Origin of the sequence: Pseudomonas sp. zbq_18, from assembly GCF_043102245.1 — a bacterium.
Taxonomy (GTDB): domain Bacteria; phylum Pseudomonadota; class Gammaproteobacteria; order Pseudomonadales; family Pseudomonadaceae; genus Aquipseudomonas.
Window position 1 is genome coordinate 77,244 of record NZ_JBICIT010000006.1, and the last position, 19,788, is coordinate 97,031.

The window sequence follows — 19,788 nt, forward strand, 5'->3', positions numbered from 1 at the left end:
CCCGCGCCGAGTGGGCATACTCTGGCCCAACGCTTCGCCAGTAAACCGGCGAGTCGTTCCCCGAGAACCCGCGAGCTGACAATAAAATGTCTCGGGGCTGGCGTATTCAGCATTCACCAGTAGGGAAGTGAGGACATCATGCTCGAGACCTGCCAGAACGCCCAGGAGCGCTGGGGTGGAGTGCACCAGTTGATCGACCGCTGGCTGCAGGAACGTCATGAACTGGTCAGCGCCTTTGTCGCGCTGAACGATGCACCACAGGCTGTGGCGAATAACTCGGCCGATGTGCAGCGATTCTGCGAGATCCTGGTCGACTACGTCTCGGCCGGGCACTTCGAGGTTTACGAACAGCTCAATGGCGAGGCCAAGGCCTTCGGCGATCAGCGCGGCCTGGAACTGGCCAAGCAGATCTATCCGCGGATCGAGGCCATCACTGAAGTGGCACTGGCATTCAACGACCGCTGCGACAACGGCGATTGCCGCGATGGTGCTTCGCTCAATGCCGAACTGAAACGTCTCGGGCAACTGCTGCATGAGCGCTTCGAGCTGGAAGACTGTCTGATCGAAGTGCTGCACAACTCTCATCAGCAAGCAGCGGCCACGCCACTGTGATGCCTTTACTGAGCCCGTTCTCTGGAATGGGCTCAGGTCACTGCAAGCATTTCTTCTAACGCGTTAGCGTGCCACTGCCTTTTCGGACTGGTGTATCGCCTGCCTGCGCGTGTCCGGCCTCATCGGTTCAGGTCGGTTGATGCGCTCGTGGCGAGGTGGCTAGCGACCGGTGATTCGGGCGTCTAGTATGGGGTCACCAACGTCCGTTAGGAGGCACATCATGCCGGCCAACAACAAGAAGTCCGTTACTACCCCTTTGCACCTGCTGCAGCAACTTTCCCACAGCCTGCTTGAACATCTGGAAAAGGCCTGTGCTCAGGCGCTGACCGATGCGGAGCAGATGCTCGCCAAGTTGGAAAAGCAGCGTGGCAAGGCTCAGGAAAAACTGCACGAGGCGCGCGCCAAGCTGCAGGACGCTGCCAAAGCCGGTAAGGCCAAGGCGCAGCAGAAGGCCAAGGCGACTGCCAACGAGTTGGAAGAATTGCTGGAAGGTCTGAAAGAGCGCCAGAGCGAAACCCGCAGCTACATCGCACAACTCAAGCGCGATGCTCAGGAAAGCCTGAAGCTGGCCCAGGGCGTGGGCAAGGTGCGCGAGGCTGCGAGCAAGGCTCTCGACAACCGCGCCGCCAAGCCGGCGGAAAAACCGGTCAAGAAGGTGGCCGCCAAGCCGGTAGCGAAGACCCCTGCGGCTAGGTCGGTGGCCAAGGCCGTTGCTAAGCCAGCAGCCAAGAAACCGGCAGCAAAACCAGCCGCCAAGCCGGTCGCGAGCAAGGCTGCCAGTGCCGCCAAACCGGCTGCGAAACCGGCCGCCAAACCTGCTGCTAAAAAAGCGGCTGCACCGGCCAAACCGGCTGCCAAACCCGCCGCGAGAGCCGCCAGCAAACCCGCAGCCAAGCCGGCCACCCAGGCAGCGGCGAAGCCTGTCGCCGCCAAGCCGGCGGCAGCCAAAGCTCCGGCCAAACCTGCTGCCAAGGCGCCCGCCAAGTCAGCAGCTAAACCCGCAACCAAGCCTGCAGCCAAGGCCCCCGCCAAGCCTGTCGTCAAGCCGGCAGCCGCCAAGGCACCGTCTAAGCCAGCGGCGGCTAAAGCGCCGGTCAAGCCCGCTGCCAAGCCAGCAGCTAAACCTGTTGCGAAGAAGCCGGCTGCCAAGCCAGCTGCCGCCCCGGTGACTGCTGCGCCGACGCCAGCACCTGCAGCACCTGCAGCCGCATCGTCCAGCGGCAATGGCAGCACCCCGCCGAACGCTTAAAGGTCGCTAGCGGCGGCGCGCAGCTCCTGTTGTGCGTCGCCGTCCTGGCAGAGTTGAGCCAGCCAGCGGCTTTTCTGGCCTGTTTCCGCAGCAGGCCAGCGTCGCGTCAAATCTTCCAATCGCTCCAGCAGCTCGCGCTCGGCGGCCAGCTCAGTGGTCTTGAGCTGTTCGCGCAGCTGCGCCAGCACCGGGTCAACTTTGGCCCTGTCGCGCCAGCGCTGGCGTAATTCGCGTAGCGGCTGCACCACGTCTCCTTGCCAGGCCTGGCTGATGCCCTGCAGTTGTTGCAGCCGTGCGGGGCTGCAGGCGATGCGCCGCCGCTCCAGCCACAGTGCGCAGAGCAGCAGGCATACATCCTGGCCTTGTTGCTGCAGGCGCAGGCAGGTGGCCTCGACCCCTGGGCGGGCGTAACAGGTGCAGGCGAAACTCCATAGATCAGACGGCATGCGGCGCTCCTGGCGAAGCTGGTAGACTCCGCCGCCATTATGATCCGACTCCAGAACCTCACTCTACAGCGTGGTCCGCAACGCCTGCTCGAAGGCGCCGAGCTGACCCTGCACGCCGGCCATAAAGCCGGTCTGATCGGCGCCAACGGTGCCGGCAAATCCAGCCTGTTCGCCCTGCTGCGTGGCGAAATCGGCCCCGACGCCGGCGATTGCAGCCTGCCACCCGACTGGCGTATTGCCCATATGCGTCAGGAGGTCGACACCCTCGAGCGCCTGGCGGTGGACTACGTGCTCGACGGTGACACGCACCTGCGCCAGGTGCAGCGCGACCTGGCGGCTGCCGAGGCGGCGCACGATGGTAGTGCCATCGCCCGCCTGCACAGCGATCTGGACAGCGCCGATGGCTATACCGCCGATGCCCGTGCGCGCAAGCTGCTGGCCGGCCTCGGTTTTACCAGTGAGCAGATGGACAAGCGTGTCGGCGACTTCTCGGGTGGCTGGCGTATGCGCCTGAACCTGGCGCAGGCGCTGATGTGTCCCTCCGACCTGCTGCTGCTCGACGAGCCCACCAACCACCTCGACCTCGACGCCATCCTCTGGCTGGAGGAGTGGCTGAAGAGCTACCCCGGCACCCTGCTGCTGATTTCACACGACCGCGATTTTCTCGATGCCGTGGTCGACCATGTGGCGCATCTGGAACAGCAGAAACTCACGCTCTACCGTGGCGGTTATTCGGCTTTCGAGCGTACCCGTGCCGAGCGTCTGGCCCAGCAGCAGCAGGCCTATGAGCAGCAGCAGGCACAGCGCGCGCACATGGAAAAATACATCGCCCGCTTCAAGGCCCAGGCCACCAAGGCCCGTCAGGCACAGAGTCGGATCAAGGCCCTGGAGCGCCTGGAAGAGCTGGCGCCGGCGCATGTCGATTCGCCGTTCGACTTCGTTTTCCGCGAGGCCGACAAGATCTCCAGCCCGTTGCTCGACCTGTCCGACGCTCAGCTGGGCTATGGCGACAAGGCGGTCTTGCAGCAGGTCAAGCTGCAACTGGCGCCGGGGGCGCGCATCGGCCTGCTCGGCCCTAACGGCGCCGGCAAGTCGACCCTGATCAAGACCCTGTCCGGCGAGCTGGTACCGCTGTCCGGGCGTCTGGCGCGCGGTGAGAATCTCGCCATCGGCTATTTCGCCCAGCACCAGCTCGACTCGCTGGACGCCAAGGCCAGCCCGCTGCTGCATCTGCAGCGCATTGCACCGGGCGAGCGCGAGCAGACACTGCGCGACTTTCTCGGCGGCTTCGATTTTCGCGGCGCCCGTTGCGACGAGGCGGTGCAGAACTTCTCCGGCGGTGAGAAGGCGCGCCTGGCGCTCGCCCTGATCGCCTGGCAGAAGCCCAATCTGCTGCTGCTCGACGAACCGACCAACCACCTCGACCTGGAGATGCGCCTGGCCCTGACCATGGCCCTGCAGGAATTTTCCGGTGCCGTGCTGGTGGTGTCCCACGATCGTCATCTGCTCAAGAGCACCACCGACGAGTTCCTCCTGGTCGCCGATGGGCGTATCCAGCCATTCGATGGCGACCTCGACGACTATGCCCGCTGGTTGGTGGACTTCCGTGCCCGCCAGCAGCCGCAGGCCGCGGTTGCGCCAGCGGGCGACAAGACCGACAAGCGCGCGCAGCGTCAGGCCGCCGCTGCCCTGCGCCAGCAACTGGCGCCGCACCGGCGCGAGGCGGAAAAGCTGGAGAAGGAACTGGGCAAGCTGCATGAGCAGTTGGCGCAGGTCGAGGAGCGTCTGGGCGACAGCGCGCTGTATGACGCTGCGCGCAAGGACGAGTTGCGTGATCTGCTGGCCGAACAGGCCCGCCTGAAGGGTCGTGAGGGCGACCTGGAAGAGCGCTGGATGACCGCGCTGGAGCATCTGGAAAGCCTGGAGCAGCAACTGGCACAGGCGGACTGAGCATCACTGGATCGCAGGCATGAGCCTGCAAAGAGGCTCTTCGACTAGGCCGAATCTGACCGAGGGGTTAGGCTAGGCAACCATCTCTCTGAGGTATCGCGGCATGACTCTGGAAACCTGGCTCGCTTTCTTCGTCGCCTGTTGGGTGATCAGCCTGTCACCGGGGGCAGGAGCAATTGCCTCCATGTCCTGTGGCCTGCAGTACGGCTTCTGGCGCGGCTACTGGAATGCCATTGGCCTGCAGTTGGCCCTGCTGATGCAGATCGCCGTGGTCGCCGCCGGTCTGGGAGCTGTGCTGGCCACCTCGGAGCTGGCGTTCAGCCTGATCAAATGGTTCGGCGTGGCCTATCTGGTCTACCTTGGCTGGAGGCAGTGGGTCGCCGTTCCTGGCCAGATCGCTGCCGGCGAGGGTGAGCGCCCACTGGGGCGGCCGCTGACCCTGGTGTTGCGCGGCTTTCTGGTCAATGCCAGCAACCCCAAGGCGATCATCTTCATTCTGGCGGTGCTGCCGCAGTTCCTCGATCCCAAGGCGCCGCTGCTGGTGCAGTACCTGCTGATGGCGGCAACCATGGTGGCCGTCGACCTGCTGGTGATGGCCGGCTATACCGGCCTGGCCGCGCGAGTGCTGCGGGCATTGCGTTCGCCGCGTCAGCAGCGGCTGCTCAATCGCACCTTCGGCGGCTTGTTCATGGCCGCTGCCGCGCTGTTGGCCATGGTGCGACGTACGCCAGCCTGAGAGCGCGAAAAGTTCCCAGGCCGATCCCGAACAGACTGTTCGGCAGATTGTTACCAGGTGTTTCAGGTTTTCCTTGAGCTGAACCGTTAGGAAGGTAACAATTAATGCCACCCATTCTTGTTTGGGATTGATTGATGTCTGTCATGCGCTCTTCCCTGTCCTGGCTGTTTCTCCCCCTGTTCGCCCTGCTCAGCCTGTCGGTCATGGCCGAGCCGGAGGGGGCTGCCCAGGCCCTGCACCTGCTTAGTTACGTGGCCGCCGATTACCCGGCAACCGTCGCCTCGGGCGAGGTGATCGACAGCGGCGAGTACGCCGAACAGCTGGAGTTCCTCGCTGTGCTGCAAGGTCTGGTGGTGGCCCTGCCGGCCAAGGCGGGGCGTGATGAGCTGGCCAGCGGTGTCGAAGCGCTGCGTCTAGCGGTGCAACAGCGCCAGCCTGGTCAGCAGGTCGCCGATGCGGCGCGCCAGCTGGGTGGGCAGTTGGTGCAGCTGTACCGGCTGAGCCTGACGCCAGCCATCACGCCGGACCCGGCGCGTGGCGCGCCGCTGTTCGCCCAGCACTGCGCCATTTGCCATGGCGACAGGGGCGCTGGCGACGGCCCGGCAGGGCTGGGCCTGGAGCCGCCGCCGGCAAACCTGCGCGATGCATCACGGCTCGATCGGCTGAGCCTGTATGACCTGTACAACACGGTGGGGCTGGGCATCGAAGGCACCGATATGCCGGCTTTCGCCGACCAGCTGGATGAGCGTCAGCGCTGGGATCTGGCCAGCTACATTGCCGGGTTCAGCGCCAAGTCCCGCAGCAGTGCTGCCCCCTTCAGCCTGGCTGAGCTGGCCGGCAAGACACCGGTTGAAGTGGCGGCCGAGGGTGGTGATGCAACGGCATTCCGTGCCCAGCGTGCCAAGCCGCCGCTGCAGCAGCGTGGCCCCCAAGAGCTGATCGACTACACCCGCAGCACCCTGGAGCGCAGCCTGCAGGCCTACCGCGAGGGCAACCACGAACAGGCGTATGACCTGTCGGTGGGCGCCTATCTGGAGGGGTTCGAGCTGGTGGAAAGTGCCCTCGACAACCTCGATGCCGGCCAGCGCAAGACCACCGAGCGTGCCCTGATGGCCTACCGCCAGGCGGTACAGGACGGTGCCAGCATCGCCCAGGCAGCGCAGGCGTTGGAGCTGGCCAAGCGTGAGCTGGGCAAGTCGGCCGAGCTGCTCGGCTCCGGCGCGATGAATGCGTCGCTGACCTTTGTTTCCAGTTTGCTGATCCTCCTGCGTGAAGGTCTGGAAGCGATTCTGGTGCTGGCGGCGATCCTCGCTTTCCTGCGCAACACCGGCCAGCAGCAGGCGGTGCGCAGTGTGCACGTCGGCTGGGGGGTGGCGATCGTGGCCGGCTTCGGCACCTGGGCGCTGGCCGCCTACCTGATTGATGTCAGCGGTGCCCAGCGCGAGTTGCTCGAAGGCGCGACCGCGCTGTTCGCCAGTGTGATGGTGCTGTGGCTCGGCGTGTGGATGCACGACCGCCGCCACGCCGCCGTCTGGCAGGACTACATCAAGAGCAGCCTGGTCGGCGGCGGCGGTCGCTTCGGCTTCGCCGTACTGGCCTTCTTCTCGGTCTATCGCGAGCTGTTCGAAGTCATCCTGTTCTATGAAACCCTCTGGCTGCAGGCCGGTGCAGATGGCCACGGCATGGTGATCGCCGGTGCAGGCGCCGCGCTGCTGCTGTTGCTGGGGTTGGCCTGGGTGATCCTGCGGGGCTCGCGCAAGCTGCCGTTGACGACATTCTTCAGCGCCAACGCTGTACTGCTTTGCGTGCTCTCGGTGGTCTTCGCCGGGCATGGCGTGGCCGCGCTGCAAGAGGCGGGCGTGCTCGGCACCCGGCCGGTGGCCTTCTTCGAGTTCGATTGGCTGGGTATCCATCCGGACGCCTACAGCCTCTCGGCGCAGGCGCTGTCGCTGCTGGCCATCACGGTACTCTATGGGCGCAGTTGGCTAAGTGAGCGGCGCCGCCTGATGGAGGCCAAATGAGCGAGCGGGGCATGCGGGTGTGGATCGATGCCGACGCCTGCCCGCGCCTGGCGCGCGATCAGGTGGTGAAATTCGCCCTCAAGCGTGGCTTCGAGGTGGTGCTGGTGGCGGGCCAGGCCGTGGCCCGCCCCAACTTCGCCTGCGTGAAGCTGGTCGTCGTGCCCAGCGGCCCGGACGCGGCCGACGATCATCTGGTCGAGCATGCCGTGCCCGGTGAGCTGGTGATCTGCAGCGACATCCCGCTGGCCGACCGTCTGATCAAGAAGGGAGTGGCCGCCCTTGACCCGCGCGGGCGCGAGTTCGACGAGCGCAACATGGGCGACAAGCTGGCCACCCGTAACCTGTTCGCCGACCTGCGCGAGCAGGGGCAGATGGGTGGCGGTCAGGCGGCTTACTCGGACAAGGATCGCCAGGCCTTCGCCAACTCGCTGGATCGCATCCTGACCCGTCTGATGAAGTAGCCCGGATGTAATCCGGGGATGGCGCTGCCTGCTTCCCGGATTGCATCCGGGCTACTCAAGTGGGGCCTCCGCGTATCAGTCGCACAGATACCCATCGCCCGCCAGCGACGGGTTAGCCGCACAGGTAGGTGCCGGTGCCCACGGCCACCAGCACATCATCCTCGTTGTGCAGTTCGCTGCGCACCACCGCGACCTTGTTGCCGGAACGCAGCAGCACGGCGGTGGCGGTGAAGACCTGGCCGCGGCCCGGGCGCAGGTAGTCGATGCGCAGGTCGATGGTGCCCAGCTTGGACAGGCGCTGCATGCGCTCGGCCTGGCTCAGGTGCTGGTGCTTGTCGAAGGCGCCGATCAGCGCCATGGCGCCGCCGGCAACGTCCAGAATCGAGGAAATCACCCCACCATGGAGGATGCCCTGGGTGAAGTTGCCGATCAGCTCCGGTTTCATCGGCAGATCCATCACCACCCGCTCGCCGCTCAGCTCGACGATGCGAATGCCCAGGGCCTGGTTGAACGGGATGCGCTGGAAAAAGCTTTCCACACCCTGGCGTTGTTCTTCGGAGAGTTGAAAGACGGACTGGCTCATGAGGGATTCCGGCGCTGCAGATGCCGCCAAGCTGCCGTAATCGCAATGGCTTGGCCAGTATCGGGGCAGGGCTGCCCCGAGGTTTGGCCGGATTGGCGTCGGCTGCCAGCGAAACGGCGCCGCTGTGTCGTTGACCCTCGCGGCGCTCAACCCAGGCGAGGGCCACGCATCAGTGCGGGTGGGCCAGCTCCAGCACCCGGTCGACCAGCTTGTTGATGCCGGACGCGGCCTCTGCGATGGATTGCGCCAGCATGTAGGCCGGGGTGCTCACCAGCTTGCGCGCCTCATCCTCGACGATGTCTTCGACGGTGCATTCGACATGCTGGCCGCCCATGGCGACCAGGGCTTCGGCGGCCGGATCGTCTTCGGCGCCCAGGGTGCAACTGACGCCTTCGCCAAAGATCTTCACCGCCAGGGCCGGAGCGATGCAGATCAGCCCGATCGGCTTGCCGGCCTGAACGAAGGCCTGGGTCGCCGCCAATACATCGGGCTGCACGCTGCAGCCCGCGCCTTCGACGGCGAAGCTGGAGAGGTTCTTGGCCACGCCGAAACCGCCGGGCAGGATCAACGCATCGAACTTGTCGACCTGCAGCTCGCGCACGTCGGCCACATCGCCGCGGGCGATACGTGCCGCCTCGGTCAGGACGTTGCGGCTTTCCGGCATTTCCTCGCCGGTGAGGTGGTTGATCACGTGCATCTGCGCGATGTTCGGTGCAAAGCACTGCACCTGGGCGCCGCGCTGATCCAGGCGCAGCAGGGTGATCACGCTTTCGTGGATTTCCGCGCCGTCATAGACGCCACAGCCGGAGAGGATGACTGCGACTCTTTTGTGCATGCTGTTCTCCAAGGAATAGTCGGGGATGTGCTGGCGAGTTTGACTCGCCGGCCCAGGCGCCGTCGAGTGTCGCCAAATGTCGCCCAGGCTGGCATTGGCTGTCGCGAGCGAGGGGCAGGGCGGGTCTAGGATCAGCATAGGTCAAGCCAAGCCGTACCGAACCATGAACCTGATCCTGCTCGCCGTCCCTTTTTTCTTTCTGCTGATTGCAGCCGAACTGCTGGCGGATCGCTGGCGTGGCCTCAGCAGCTACCGGCTGGCCGACTCGCTGAACAGCCTCAGCGCCGGCGTGCTGTCCCAGGCCAGCGGACTGCTGAGCAAGGCCATAGTCGTGCTCGGCTATGCCTTCGCCTACGAGCACCTGCATCTGTTCGAACTGTCTGACGAGCTCTGGGTCTGGGTGCTGGCCTTCGTGCTCTATGACCTTTGCTACTACTGGAGCCATCGCATCGGCCATGAGCGCAATCTGTTCTGGGCTTCCCATGTGGTGCACCACCAGAGCGAGGAGTACAACCTCACCACGGCGTTGCGCCAGACCAGTACCGGCTTCCTGCTGAGCTGGATCTTCTACCTGCCCATGGCCGTGCTGGGCATTCCGCCACTGGTGTTCGTCAGCGTGGCGGCGCTCAACCTGCTGTACCAGTTCTGGGTGCACACCCGCCATGTGCCCAAGCTGGGCTGGTACGAGTGGTTCTTCGTCACGCCGTCCAATCATCGGGTGCACCATGCGCAGAATCCTGTCTACATGGATCGCAATTACGGCGGCGTGTTCATTGTCTGGGACCGCCTGTTCGGCAGCTTTCAGGAAGAGCTGGACGAGGAGCCGGTCGTGTTTGGCGTGACCGTGCCGCTGCAGAGCTGGAACCCGCTGTGGGCCAACGTGCAGTTCTACGTGCAGCTGTGGCAGGACGCGGTGCGTGCCGGTTCCTGGTGGGACAAGCTGCGCATCTGGTTCATGCCCACCGGCTGGCGACCGGCCGATGTGGCGGCGCGCTACCCCATGGCCAAGCAGGACCTGAGCCGCTTCCGCAAGTTCGAGGTGCCGCTGGCGCGGCGGCACAAGGTCTATGCCGCGCTGCAGTTCGCCAGCTACGTGCTGGGCGTCAGCGGCCTGCTGGCAGTGGCGGAGCAGCAGAGTATTGCGGTGCTGGCGGGGGCCTGGTTGTGGGTGGCTTTTGGCCTCTACTGCATTGGTGCCTGGCTGGAGAGCCGGCCATTCGCCCGCTGGCTGGAACTGTTGCGCCTGGCCAGCAACCCGCTGGCGCTGCTCTGGGCCCAGCAGGTCGGTTTGCTGGCAGGTGGCGCGACTGGCTGGTTGCTGCTGGCGGTCTGGAGTCTGGTCAGCCTGATCTGGCTGTTCTGGCCGATGTCGCGTACCCGTCAGGCGATCTGAACCGGCACGGAACTGCGGCTCGCCGTCGCAGTCTGGGTGTGGCAGTCATTATTTGGTCATAATGGCCAGGTATTACTGTCACACTCGCCCGCCGTGCGGGTTCTGGAGTCCGTCGTGAGCTTTGCCAACCGTCTGTTCCCCGCCACTCGCCTGCGTCGTAATCGCCGTGACGAGTTCTCTCGCCGCCTGGTACGCGAACACGTACTCACCACCAATGACCTGATCCTGCCGGTGTTCGTCCTCGATGGCGAGAACCGCCGCGAAGCCGTGCCGTCGATGCCGGGCGTCGAGCGCCTGTCCATCGACCTGCTGCTTGCCGAGGCCGAGCGCTGGGTCGAGCTGGGCATTCCGGCGCTGGCGCTGTTCCCGGTCACCCCGCTGGAGAAGAAGTCGCTGGATGGCAGCGAGGCCTGGAATCCGGACGGCATCGCCCAGCGCGCCATTCGCGCCCTGCGCGCCAAGTTCCCTGAGCTGGGCGTGATCAGCGACGTGGCCCTGGACCCCTTCACCACCCATGGCCAGGACGGCATTCTCGACGACGATGGCTACGTGATGAACGATGTCACCGTCGATGCCCTGGTCAAGCAGGCGCTGTCGCATGCCGAAGCCGGTGCCCAGGTGGTGGCGCCGTCGGACATGATGGACGGGCGCATCCAGGCGATTCGCGAGGCGCTGGAGCTGGCCGAACACGTCAACGTGCGCATCATGGCCTACTCTGCCAAGTACGCCAGCGCCTACTACGGTCCGTTCCGCGATGCAGTGGGCTCGGCCGCCAACCTGGGCAAGGCCAACAAGGCCAGCTACCAGATGGACCCGGCCAACGGCGACGAGGCGTTGCACGAGGTGGCGGCGGATCTGGCCGAAGGCGCCGACATGGTCATGGTCAAGCCGGGCATGCCCTATCTGGATATCGTCTGGCGGGTGAAAGAGGCCTACAAGGTGCCGACCTTTGCCTACCAGGTCAGTGGCGAGTACGCCATGCACATGGCCGCCATCCAAAACGGCTGGCTGTCGGAGGCAGTGATCCTCGAATCGCTGACCGCCTTCAAACGCGCGGGTGCCGATGGCATCCTCACCTACTTCGCCGTGCGTGCGGCTGAACTGATCAAAGAGGGGCGCTGAGGCCCCCAGGAAACTTGCGATGAATACCGAGGGATTGAGCAAAACCGACCTGCAACAAGCTGCCGAGCAAGCGCTGCCGGTCGAGGTCGTGGTCGAGCAGCCGGCGCCGGAGCCCGAGCCGGCCCCCGCGCCGCCGGCACCGATTCCGGGAGTGGACGACAGCTCCCTGTACATTCATCGCGAGCTATCCCAGCTGCAGTTCAACATCCGCGTGCTGGAACAGGCGCTGGATGAGTCCTACCCGCTGCTGGAGCGGCTCAAGTTTCTGCTGATCTTCTCCAGCAACCTCGACGAATTCTTCGAGATCCGCGTCGCCGGCCTGAAGAAGCAGATCAACTTCGCCCGCGAGCAGGCCGGCGCCGATGGCCTGCTGCCGAGCCAGGCGCTGGCGCGGATTTCCGACATCGCCCACGAGCAGGTCGAGCGCCAGTACGCGCTGCTCAATGACGTGCTGCTGCCCGCGCTGGCCAAGCACCAGATCAACTTCATTCGCCGGCGTTACTGGACCGCCAAGCTGAAGGCCTGGGTGCGTCGCTACTTCCGCGACGAAATCGCACCGATCATCACCCCGATCGGCCTCGACCCGACGCACCCCTTCCCGCTGCTGGTGAACAAGAGCCTGAACTTCATCGTCGAGCTGGAGGGCGTCGACGCCTTCGGCCGCGACTCGGGCCTGGCGATCATCCCGGCGCCGCGCCTGTTGCCGCGCATCATCAAGGTGCCGGAGGAGATTGGTGGGGCAGGGGACAACTACGTGTTCCTCTCCTCGATGATTCATGCCCACGCCGATGACCTGTTCCAAGGCATGAAGGTCAAGGGCTGCTACCAGTTCCGCCTGACCCGTAACGCCGACCTGTCGGTCGATACCGAGGATGTCGAAGACCTCGCCCGCGCCCTGCGCGGCGAGCTGTTCAGCCGCCGTTACGGCGATGCGGTACGCCTGGAGGTGGTGGACACCTGCCCGAAACACCTGAGTGATCAGTTGCTCAAGCAGTTCAACCTGGGTGAAAGCGAGCTGTATCGGGTCAATGGCCCGGTCAATCTGACCCGTCTGTTCAGCATCACCGGCCTGGAAAGCCATCCGGAACTGCAATACACGCCGTTCACTCCGGTCATCCCCAAGCTGCTGCAGAACAGCGACAACATCTTCAACGTGGTCGGCAAGCAGGACATCCTCCTGCTGCACCCCTTCGAGTCCTTCACGCCGGTGGTCGACCTGCTGCGTCAGGCGGCGAAAGACCCGCACGTGCTGGCGATCAAACAGACCCTGTACCGCTCCGGGGCCAACTCGGAAATCGTCGATGCCCTGGTGGAAGCGGCGCGTAACGGCAAGGAAGTCACCGCGGTGATCGAGCTGCGCGCGCGTTTCGACGAGGAGTCCAACCTGCAGCTGGCCAGTCGCCTGCAACAAGCCGGCGCGGTGGTGATCTACGGCGTGGTCGGCTTCAAGACCCACGCCAAGATGATGCTGATCCTGCGCCGCGAGAACGGCGAGCTGCGCCGCTACGCGCACCTGGGTACCGGCAACTACCACGCCGGCAACGCCAAGCTGTACACCGACTACAGCCTGCTCACCGCCGACGTGGCCTTGGGCGAGGACGTGTCCAAGCTGTTCAACCAGCTGATCGGCATGGGCAAGACCCTGCGCATGAAGAAGCTGCTGCACGCGCCCTTCACCCTGAAGAAGACCCTGCTCGACCTGATCGCCTTCGAGACCCAGCAGGCCAGCGAAGGCAAGCCGGCGCAGATCATGGCCAAGTTCAACTCGCTGACCGACCCCAAGGTCATCCGCGCGCTGTACAAGGCCAGCCAGGCCGGGGTGAAGATCGACCTGGTGGTGCGCGGCATGTGTTGCCTGCGGCCTGGCGTCCCCGGGGTGTCGCACAACATCCAGGTGCGCTCGATCATCGGCCGCTTCCTCGAACACACCCGGGTGTTCTACTTCCTCAATGGCGGCGACGAGAAGATCTATCTGTCCAGCGCCGACTGGATGGAGCGCAACCTCGACAAGCGCGTGGAGACCTGCTTCCCGGTGGAGGGGCGCAAGCTGATCCTGCGGGTGAAGAAGGAGCTGGAAAGCTACCTGAGCGACAACACCCAGGCCTGGGTGCTGCAGCCTGATGGCCGCTACCTGCGTACCAGCCCCAGCGGCAATGCCAACCCGCGCAGTGCCCAGGCGGGCCTGCTGGAGAAGCTGACCACGCCACAGGTGCGCTGAGCGGTCAGGTAAATCGAAAAGCCCCGCTGTTGCGGGGCTTTTTCATAGTCAGCGTACGCTCAGGCTGAAGCCGATACGCGTCAGCCAGGTGGCTTCCTGTTCGAAGTCCGCCTGGGTCAGCGGATTGGCCTCCAGCCAGCCATCGGGGAAGGTCAGATCCAGGCTCTGCGGGCCCACGCTGAACTGCACCTTGGGCATTTCCTGGGTGCCGCGAATGTGGTGGAAGAGGATGGCGAAGCGCAGCAGTACGCACAGGCGCTGCAGCTGAACGCCATCGTCACCGAAGTCGGCGAACTTGTCCTTGGGGATATTGCGGCGGTGGCCGCGTACCAGCAGGGCCAGCATCAGCTGATCCTTGCGCGAGAAGCCGGCCAGGTCGGAGTGCTCGATCAGGTAGGCACCGTGCTTGTGGTACTGGTAGTGGGCGATGTCCAGGCCGATTTCGTGTACCCGCGCGCCCCACTGCAGCAGGTCACGGTGCCAGTCCTCGTCCAGTTTCCAGGCCTCGGCCACTTCCTCCAGGGCTTGCAGGGCCTTGCGCTCGACGCGCTCGGCCTGCTGCAGATCGACGTGGTAGCGCTCCATCAGCGCGCTGAGGGTGCGTTCACGCACGTCCTCGTGGTGATGACGACCGAGCAGGTCATAGAGCACTCCTTCGCGCAGGGCGCCTTCGGAGTGGTCCATGCGCTGCAGGTCGAGGGCATCGAAGATGGCTTCGGCAATGGCCAGGCCGGCGGGGAAGATTTGCCGGCGATCCGGCTTGATGCCGTCGAAATCGATCTTTTCCACATCGCCGAGCTTGAGCAGTTTGCGCTTGAGCCAGGCCAGGCCTTCCGGATTGATCTCGCCATTGCCGAGACCGGCGCCCTTGATTGCCAGGCCGACGGCGCGAATGGTGCCGGAGGCGCCGACCGCTTCCTGCCAACCGAGGCGCTGCAGGCCCTGCTCGATGTTCATCAGTTCCAGGCGCGCGGCCGTGTAGGCCTGGGCGTAGCGCGCCGGAGTGATCTTGCCGTCCTTGAAATAGCGCTGGGTGAAGCTGACGCAGCCCATCTGCAAGCTCTCGCGCAGCAGTGGCTCGAAGCGTTGACCGACGATGAACTCGGTGCTGCCGCCACCGATGTCCGCCACCAGGCGTTTGCCCGGGGTGTCGGCGATGCTGTGCGACACGCCAAGGTAGATCAGGCGTGCTTCTTCACGACCTGAAATGACTTCCACTTCATGGCCGAGCAGTGCGTCGGCGCGGCGGATGAATTCATTGCGGTTACGGGCCTCGCGCAGGGCGTTGGTGCCGACGATGCGCACGGCACCTTGTGGCAGGCCCTGGATCAGTTGGCCGAAGCGGCGCAGGCAGTCCAGGCCGCGCTGCATGGCCTCTTCGCTGAGCATGCGTTCCTCGTCGAGGCCTGCCGCCAGCTGCACCTTTTCTCCTAGCCGCTCGAGGATGCGGATCTCGCCATGATCGGCCTTGGCCAGCACCATGTGGAAACTGTTGGAGCCGAGGTCGATGGCGGCAATCAGGGGGAACTGCTTGTCGGCATTGGGCATGGTTCGGGGGGTCCCTATTCAAAACGCAGGCAGCCTGCCCCTCGCGGGCAAGCACTCCAATTCCTTCATGTTAACCGCCCTGAGCCGGGATGCCGTAGTCTTTCATCGGCGGTATGAAATCCATTGATAGTGAAGGTCAATGGCGAGCGGCTTTCGGTGGGGGCGGATGCGGGCTATCATGGCCGCCAGTTTTTCGCTTCCGCACCCGGAGACTATTCATGAGCGAGTTCATCACCAACGTCAGCGACAGCAGCTTCGAAGACGACGTGATCAAGGCCGACGGTCCGGTCCTGGTCGACTACTGGGCCGAATGGTGCGGTCCGTGCAAGATGATTGCACCGGTTCTGGACGAGATCGCCCAGACCTACCAGGGCAAACTGAAGGTGTGCAAGCTGAACATCGACGAAAACCAGGAAACCCCGCCGAAGTATGGTGTGCGTGGTATCCCGACCCTGATGCTGTTCAAGAACGGCAATGTCGAAGCCACCAAGGTCGGCGCCCTGTCCAAGTCGCAGCTGGCTGCCTTCCTCGACGCCAACATCTGAGGCGTTGCGCAAAAGCCCCGCTAGTCGCGGGGCTTTTTTCTGGGCGCGGGGTGGACGTCGCGCTAAACCCGGTGTTACATTCGGGCCTGCAATGGGTTCCCCGTTGCCTCTCACGCCGTCGCCGACGCACTCTTCCTGATAAGACCGAGCGATCCAGTCGCCTTCCTCGCGGCGCGGCCAGCTAAGCCCAAGTGCTTTTCCTCCCTCCTCTCATTTCTACGTCATTCCTATGAATCTGACCGAACTCAAGCAAAAGCCGATTGCCGAACTGCTGGATATGGCCGACCAGGCTGGTCTGGAAAACATGGCCCGTTCGCGCAAGCAGGACATCATCTTCGCCCTGCTGAAAAAGCACGCGAAAAGCGGTGAAGAGATTTCCGGCGACGGCGTGCTGGAGATCCTCCAGGACGGTTTCGGCTTCCTGCGCAGCGCGGACTCCTCCTACCTGGCCGGGCCGGACGACATCTATGTATCGCCCAGCCAGATCCGCCGTTTCAACCTGCGTACCGGTGACACCATCGTCGGCAAGATCCGCCCGCCGAAAGAAGGCGAGCGCTACTTCGCCCTGCTCAAGGTCGACAGCATCAACTTCGACCGCCCGGAAAACGCCAAGAACAAGATCCTGTTCGAGAACCTGACGCCGTTGTTCCCCAACGAGCGCCTGACCATGGAGGCCGGCAACGGCTCCACCGAGGACATCACAGGTCGCGTGATCGACCTCTGCGCGCCGATCGGCAAGGGCCAGCGTGGCCTGATCGTCGCCCCGCCGAAAGCGGGCAAGACCATCATGCTGCAGAACATCGCGGCCAACATCGCGCGCAACAACCCCGAGTGCTACCTGATCGTCCTGCTGATCGACGAGCGCCCGGAAGAAGTGACCGAGATGCAGCGCACCGTGCGCGGCGAAGTGGTCGCCTCCACCTTCGACGAGCCGCCGACCCGTCACGTGCAGGTTGCCGAAATGGTGATCGAGAAGGCCAAGCGCCTGGTCGAGCACAAGAAGGATGTGGTCATCCTGCTCGACTCCATCACCCGCCTGGCGCGTGCCTACAACACCGTGATCCCGAGCTCCGGCAAGGTCCTCACCGGTGGTGTCGATGCCCACGCCCTGGAGAAGCCCAAGCGCTTCTTCGGTGCCGCCCGTAACATCGAGGAAGGCGGCAGCCTGACCATCCTCGCCACCGCGCTGGTGGAAACCGGCTCGAAGATGGACGAGGTGATCTACGAGGAGTTCAAGGGCACCGGCAACATGGAGCTGCCGCTTGACCGTCGCATCGCCGAGAAGCGCGTATTTCCGGCCATCAACATCAACAAGTCCGGCACCCGCCGCGAGGAGTTGCTGACCGGCGAGGAAGAGCTCTCGCGCATGTGGATCCTGCGCAAGCTGCTGCACCCGATGGACGAGATCGCCGCCATCGAGTTCCTCATCGACAAGCTGAAGGACACCAAGACCAACGACGAATTCTTCCTCTCCATGAAGCGCAAGTAATTCGAGCGTTGCCACAAAGGCCGGGGAAACCCGGCCTTTGCGTTTCTGTGGCCTTCTGAATAACCCAGTTCGGCGCTAAACTTTGCGCCCCGACCTGTGAGGCCCAAGCATGCAGTACCGCGACCTGCGCGACTTCATCCGCGAGCTGGAAAACCGTGGCGAGCTCAAGCGCATCCAGACCCCGGTCTCTCCCGTGCTGGAAATGACCGAAATTTGCGACCGTACGCTGCGCAAGGGTGGCCCGGCGCTGCTGTTCGAAAAGCCCACCGGCTTCGACGTGCCGGTGCTCGGTAACCTGTTCGGCACGCCCAAGCGCGTGGCCCTCGGCATGGGCGCTGAGGATGTCGGCGAGCTGCGCGAGATCGGCAAGCTGCTGGCCTTCCTCAAGGAGCCGGAGCCACCCAAGGGGCTGAAGGACGCCTGGAGCAAGCTGCCGATCTACAAGAAGGTCATCAGCATGGCGCCCAAGGTGCTCAGGGATGCGCCGTGCCATGAGGTGATCGAGGAGGGCGACGATGTCGACCTGTCCAAGTTGCCGATCCAGCACTGCTGGCCGGGCGACGTGGCGCCGCTGATCACCTGGGGCCTGACCATCACCCGCGGGCCGAACAAGGAGCGGCAGAACCTCGGCATCTACCGCCAGCAGGTGATCGGCCGCAACAAGCTGATCATGCGCTGGCTCAGCCACCGTGGCGGCGCGCTGGATTACCGCGAGTGGTGTCAGAAGCATCCGGGCAAGCCGTATCCGGTGGCCGTGGCCCTGGGGGCGGACCCGGCGACCATCCTCGGTGCGGTGACGCCGGTGCCGGACACTCTTTCCGAATACGCCTTCGCTGGCCTGCTGCGCGGCCATCGTACCGAACTGGTCAAGGCCATCGGCTCCGACCTGCAGGTGCCGGCCAGCGCCGAGATCGTGCTTGAGGGCGTGATCCATCCGGGCGAGACCGCGCCGGAAGGTCCTTACGGCGACCACACCGGCTACTACAACGAGGTCGACACCTTCCCGGTGTTCACCGTCGAGCGCATCACCCGTCGGCGCGAGCCGATCTACCACAGTACCTACACCGGGCGGCCGCCGGATGAGCCGGCAATCCTCGGCGTGGCGCTGAACGAAGTGTTCGTACCCATCCTGCAGAAGCAGTTCCCGGAGATCACCGACTTCTACCTGCCGCCGGAAGGCTGTTCCTACCGCATGGCGGTGGTGACCATGAAGAAGCAGTACCCCGGCCATGCCAAGCGGGTGATGCTCGGCGTGTGGAGCTTCCTGCGCCAGTTCATGTACACCAAGTTCGTCATCGTCACCGACGACGATGTGAACGCCCGCGACTGGAACGACGTGATCTGGGCCATCACCACGCGCATGGACCCCAAGCGCGACACGGTGATGATCGACAACACGCCGATCGACTACCTCGACTTCGCCTCGCCGGTGTCCGGCCTGGGCTCGAAGATGGGTCTGGATGCCACCCACAAATGGCCGGGCGAGACCAGTCGCGAGTGGGGCCGGGTGATCGAGAAGGACCCGGCGGTGACGGCGCGGGTCGACGCGCTGTGGAAAGAGTTGGGCATCGACTGATGAAGGTCACCCTGCAACCCTCTGGCGCCGTACTCGACGTGCACGGTGGCGAGCGCATCCTCGATGCCGCGCGGCGTCTGGGCTACGACTGCCCGCAGAGCTGTCGCAACGGCAACTGCCATATCTGTTCGGCGCTGCTGGTCGAGGGGCGTGTGCTGCAGGCCGGCGCCGAGCTGGATCATGGCGAGTTGTTCACCTGCCTGGCCGAGCCGCTGGAAGACTGCGTGCTGCACTGGGATGGCGTGCTGGCGCCCGGCGAGTTGCCGGTGCGCACCTTCGGTTGCCAGGTGATCGAATGCCTGGATGTGGGCGGTGATGTCTGCCGCGTGCGCCTGCGTGCGCCTGCCGGCAAGGCGCCACGCTATCACGCCGGGCAGTACCTGCTGCTGCAGCGTGACGATGGCGAATGGTCGGCCTTCTCCCTGGCCTCGGCGCCGCATGCCGGGCGTGAGCTGGAGCTGCATATCCTCACCCGCGAGGAGAGTACGCAGCAGTTGGTGGCGCAGTTGCGCCGCACGCCGCTGGTGCGGGTGCAGATGCCGTTCGGTGACACCCACCTGGCCGAGCTGCCGGACGGCCCGCTGGTGCTGATCGCCGCCGGTACCGGCATGGCGCAGATGCACAGCCTGATCGAGCATTGCCGGGCCACCGGTTTCAGCCATCCGCTGCATCTCTACTGGGGCGTGCGCGAGGCCGAGGACTTCTATCAGCTGGAGCATTGGCAGGCGTGGCAGTCGCAGCCTGGCTTGCATCTGCATCAGGTGGTCAGCGAACCAGATGGTTGGCCAGGCCGCAGCGGCATGCTGCACGAGGCTGTGTGCCAGGACTTCGCTGACCTCAAGACCTTGCATGTGTATGCCAGCGGCTCGCCGGCGATGGTCTACGGCACGCTGGATGCGCTGGTCGAGGCGGGTATGGATGCGCACCAGATGCGCGCCGACGTGTTCGCCTACGCGCCTAGGAGCTGAGGGTCCGAACACAACAAGGCCGCCCCCGGGGCGGCC

Annotated in this window: 17 protein-coding genes; 13 read left to right on the forward strand and 4 right to left on the reverse strand. The window is 64.6% G+C overall.

Features of this window, described 5'->3' with window-relative positions; all coding sequences use genetic code 11:
- The first annotated feature begins 138 nt into the window (after positions 1 to 138).
- Positions 139 to 612, forward strand: a complete 474-nt coding sequence (rsd, locus tag ACF8C6_RS04845; RefSeq protein ID WP_277688112.1) for a sigma D regulator — start codon at positions 139 to 141, stop codon at positions 610 to 612.
- Between the two features lie 220 nt (positions 613 to 832).
- The gene (locus ACF8C6_RS04850) at positions 833 to 1,861 is read left to right on the forward strand and encodes an AlgP family protein (RefSeq protein ID WP_392498253.1); all 1,029 of its coding nucleotides are present in this window, start codon (positions 833 to 835) and stop codon (positions 1,859 to 1,861) included.
- Here ACF8C6_RS04850 and ACF8C6_RS04855 read toward each other — a convergent pair.
- A complete protein-coding gene (locus ACF8C6_RS04855) occupies positions 1,858 to 2,307 on the reverse strand; it encodes a TIGR02444 family protein (RefSeq protein ID WP_392498254.1) in 450 nt (149 codons plus the stop codon). The two genes, ACF8C6_RS04850 and ACF8C6_RS04855, sit on opposite strands and share 4 nt — an antisense overlap.
- Before the next feature lie 39 nt (positions 2,308 to 2,346).
- Here ACF8C6_RS04855 and ACF8C6_RS04860 point away from each other — a divergent pair, with 39 nt between their 5' ends.
- The 4 genes from ACF8C6_RS04860 to ACF8C6_RS04875 all read left to right on the forward strand — a co-directional run bounded on the left by ACF8C6_RS04860 (position 2,347) and on the right by ACF8C6_RS04875 (position 7,475).
- A complete protein-coding gene (locus ACF8C6_RS04860; RefSeq protein ID WP_392498255.1) occupies positions 2,347 to 4,257 on the forward strand; it encodes an ATP-binding cassette domain-containing protein in 1,911 nt (636 codons plus the stop codon).
- A gap of 103 nt (positions 4,258 to 4,360) precedes the next feature.
- Positions 4,361 to 4,993 carry a LysE family transporter gene (locus tag ACF8C6_RS04865; protein ID WP_392498257.1) on the forward strand — a complete coding sequence of 211 codons (633 nt, stop codon included), beginning with the start codon at positions 4,361 to 4,363 and terminating at the stop codon, positions 4,991 to 4,993.
- Positions 4,994 to 5,127: 134 nt separating this feature from the next.
- Positions 5,128 to 7,014 carry an FTR1 family protein gene (locus ACF8C6_RS04870; protein ID WP_392498258.1) on the forward strand — a complete coding sequence of 629 codons (1,887 nt, stop codon included), beginning with the start codon at positions 5,128 to 5,130 and terminating at the stop codon, positions 7,012 to 7,014.
- 11 nt (positions 7,015 to 7,025) lie between these two features.
- Positions 7,026 to 7,475, forward strand: coding sequence for a YaiI/YqxD family protein (locus ACF8C6_RS04875; RefSeq protein WP_392498344.1), 450 nt, complete (start codon positions 7,026 to 7,028; stop codon positions 7,473 to 7,475).
- 112 nt (positions 7,476 to 7,587) lie between these two features.
- On the opposite strand, the gene ACF8C6_RS04880 is transcribed toward ACF8C6_RS04875, so the two are convergent.
- Both ACF8C6_RS04880 and elbB read right to left on the reverse strand, forming a co-directional pair.
- Entirely contained in the window at positions 7,588 to 8,058 is a 471-nt protein-coding gene (locus ACF8C6_RS04880; protein WP_392498259.1) for a thioesterase family protein, read from the reverse strand.
- 169 nt (positions 8,059 to 8,227) lie between these two features.
- A complete protein-coding gene (elbB, locus tag ACF8C6_RS04885) occupies positions 8,228 to 8,893 on the reverse strand; it encodes an isoprenoid biosynthesis glyoxalase ElbB (protein ID WP_392498260.1) in 666 nt (221 codons plus the stop codon).
- A 163-nt stretch (positions 8,894 to 9,056) separates the two neighbouring features.
- On the opposite strand from elbB, the gene ACF8C6_RS04890 reads away from it, so the two are divergent.
- From ACF8C6_RS04890 to ppk1, 3 genes are all read left to right on the forward strand, one after another.
- Positions 9,057 to 10,286, forward strand: a complete 1,230-nt coding sequence (locus ACF8C6_RS04890) for a sterol desaturase family protein (protein ID WP_392498261.1) — start codon at positions 9,057 to 9,059, stop codon at positions 10,284 to 10,286.
- A gap of 114 nt (positions 10,287 to 10,400) precedes the next feature.
- Positions 10,401 to 11,408 (forward strand): porphobilinogen synthase, encoded by a 1,008-nt coding sequence (hemB, locus tag ACF8C6_RS04895; RefSeq protein ID WP_277688121.1) that lies wholly within the window; start codon positions 10,401 to 10,403, stop codon positions 11,406 to 11,408.
- A 19-nt stretch (positions 11,409 to 11,427) separates the two neighbouring features.
- Positions 11,428 to 13,626: a polyphosphate kinase 1 gene (gene ppk1 / locus ACF8C6_RS04900; protein ID WP_392498262.1), complete on the forward strand. Its 2,199-nt coding sequence runs from the start codon at positions 11,428 to 11,430 to the stop codon at positions 13,624 to 13,626.
- A gap of 48 nt (positions 13,627 to 13,674) precedes the next feature.
- Here ppk1 and ppx read toward each other — a convergent pair whose 3' ends face one another.
- Entirely contained in the window at positions 13,675 to 15,174 is a 1,500-nt protein-coding gene (gene ppx, locus ACF8C6_RS04905; protein ID WP_392498263.1) for an exopolyphosphatase, read from the reverse strand.
- A gap of 218 nt (positions 15,175 to 15,392) precedes the next feature.
- Between ppx and trxA the strand changes: the two genes are divergently transcribed.
- From trxA to ACF8C6_RS04925, 4 genes are all read left to right on the forward strand, one after another.
- Positions 15,393 to 15,719 carry a thioredoxin TrxA gene (gene trxA / locus ACF8C6_RS04910; RefSeq protein WP_277688124.1) on the forward strand — a complete coding sequence of 109 codons (327 nt, stop codon included), beginning with the start codon at positions 15,393 to 15,395 and terminating at the stop codon, positions 15,717 to 15,719.
- Positions 15,720 to 15,948: 229 nt separating this feature from the next.
- Positions 15,949 to 17,208: a transcription termination factor Rho gene (rho, locus tag ACF8C6_RS04915; RefSeq protein WP_277688125.1), complete on the forward strand. Its 1,260-nt coding sequence runs from the start codon at positions 15,949 to 15,951 to the stop codon at positions 17,206 to 17,208.
- Between the two features lie 109 nt (positions 17,209 to 17,317).
- A complete protein-coding gene (ubiD, locus tag ACF8C6_RS04920; RefSeq protein ID WP_392498264.1) occupies positions 17,318 to 18,784 on the forward strand; it encodes a 4-hydroxy-3-polyprenylbenzoate decarboxylase in 1,467 nt (488 codons plus the stop codon).
- Entirely contained in the window at positions 18,784 to 19,752 is a 969-nt protein-coding gene (locus tag ACF8C6_RS04925; protein WP_392498265.1) for a CDP-6-deoxy-delta-3,4-glucoseen reductase, read from the forward strand. Before ubiD ends, ACF8C6_RS04925 begins: the two co-directional genes overlap by 1 nt.
- The last annotated feature ends 36 nt before the right edge of the window (positions 19,753 to 19,788 follow it).

Coding starts and splice junctions, on each gene's coding strand:
- rsd (WP_277688112.1), top strand. CDS start 139: ATGCTCGAGACCTGCCAGAACGCCCAGGAGCGCTGGGGTGGAGTGCAC.
- ACF8C6_RS04850 (WP_392498253.1), top strand. CDS start 833: ATGCCGGCCAACAACAAGAAGTCCGTTACTACCCCTTTGCACCTGCTG.
- ACF8C6_RS04855 (WP_392498254.1), bottom strand. CDS start 2,307: ATGCCGTCTGATCTATGGAGTTTCGCCTGCACCTGTTACGCCCGCCCA.
- ACF8C6_RS04860 (WP_392498255.1), top strand. CDS start 2,347: ATGATCCGACTCCAGAACCTCACTCTACAGCGTGGTCCGCAACGCCTG.
- ACF8C6_RS04865 (WP_392498257.1), top strand. CDS start 4,361: ATGACTCTGGAAACCTGGCTCGCTTTCTTCGTCGCCTGTTGGGTGATC.
- ACF8C6_RS04870 (WP_392498258.1), top strand. CDS start 5,128: ATGTCTGTCATGCGCTCTTCCCTGTCCTGGCTGTTTCTCCCCCTGTTC.
- ACF8C6_RS04875 (WP_392498344.1), top strand. CDS start 7,026: ATGCGGGTGTGGATCGATGCCGACGCCTGCCCGCGCCTGGCGCGCGAT.
- ACF8C6_RS04880 (WP_392498259.1), bottom strand. CDS start 8,058: ATGAGCCAGTCCGTCTTTCAACTCTCCGAAGAACAACGCCAGGGTGTG.
- elbB (WP_392498260.1), bottom strand. CDS start 8,893: ATGCACAAAAGAGTCGCAGTCATCCTCTCCGGCTGTGGCGTCTATGAC.
- ACF8C6_RS04890 (WP_392498261.1), top strand. CDS start 9,057: ATGAACCTGATCCTGCTCGCCGTCCCTTTTTTCTTTCTGCTGATTGCA.
- ppk1 (WP_392498262.1), top strand. CDS start 11,428: ATGAATACCGAGGGATTGAGCAAAACCGACCTGCAACAAGCTGCCGAG.
- ppx (WP_392498263.1), bottom strand. CDS start 15,174: ATGCCCAATGCCGACAAGCAGTTCCCCCTGATTGCCGCCATCGACCTC.
- trxA (WP_277688124.1), top strand. CDS start 15,393: ATGAGCGAGTTCATCACCAACGTCAGCGACAGCAGCTTCGAAGACGAC.
- rho (WP_277688125.1), top strand. CDS start 15,949: ATGAATCTGACCGAACTCAAGCAAAAGCCGATTGCCGAACTGCTGGAT.
- ubiD (WP_392498264.1), top strand. CDS start 17,318: ATGCAGTACCGCGACCTGCGCGACTTCATCCGCGAGCTGGAAAACCGT.
- ACF8C6_RS04925 (WP_392498265.1), top strand. CDS start 18,784: ATGAAGGTCACCCTGCAACCCTCTGGCGCCGTACTCGACGTGCACGGT.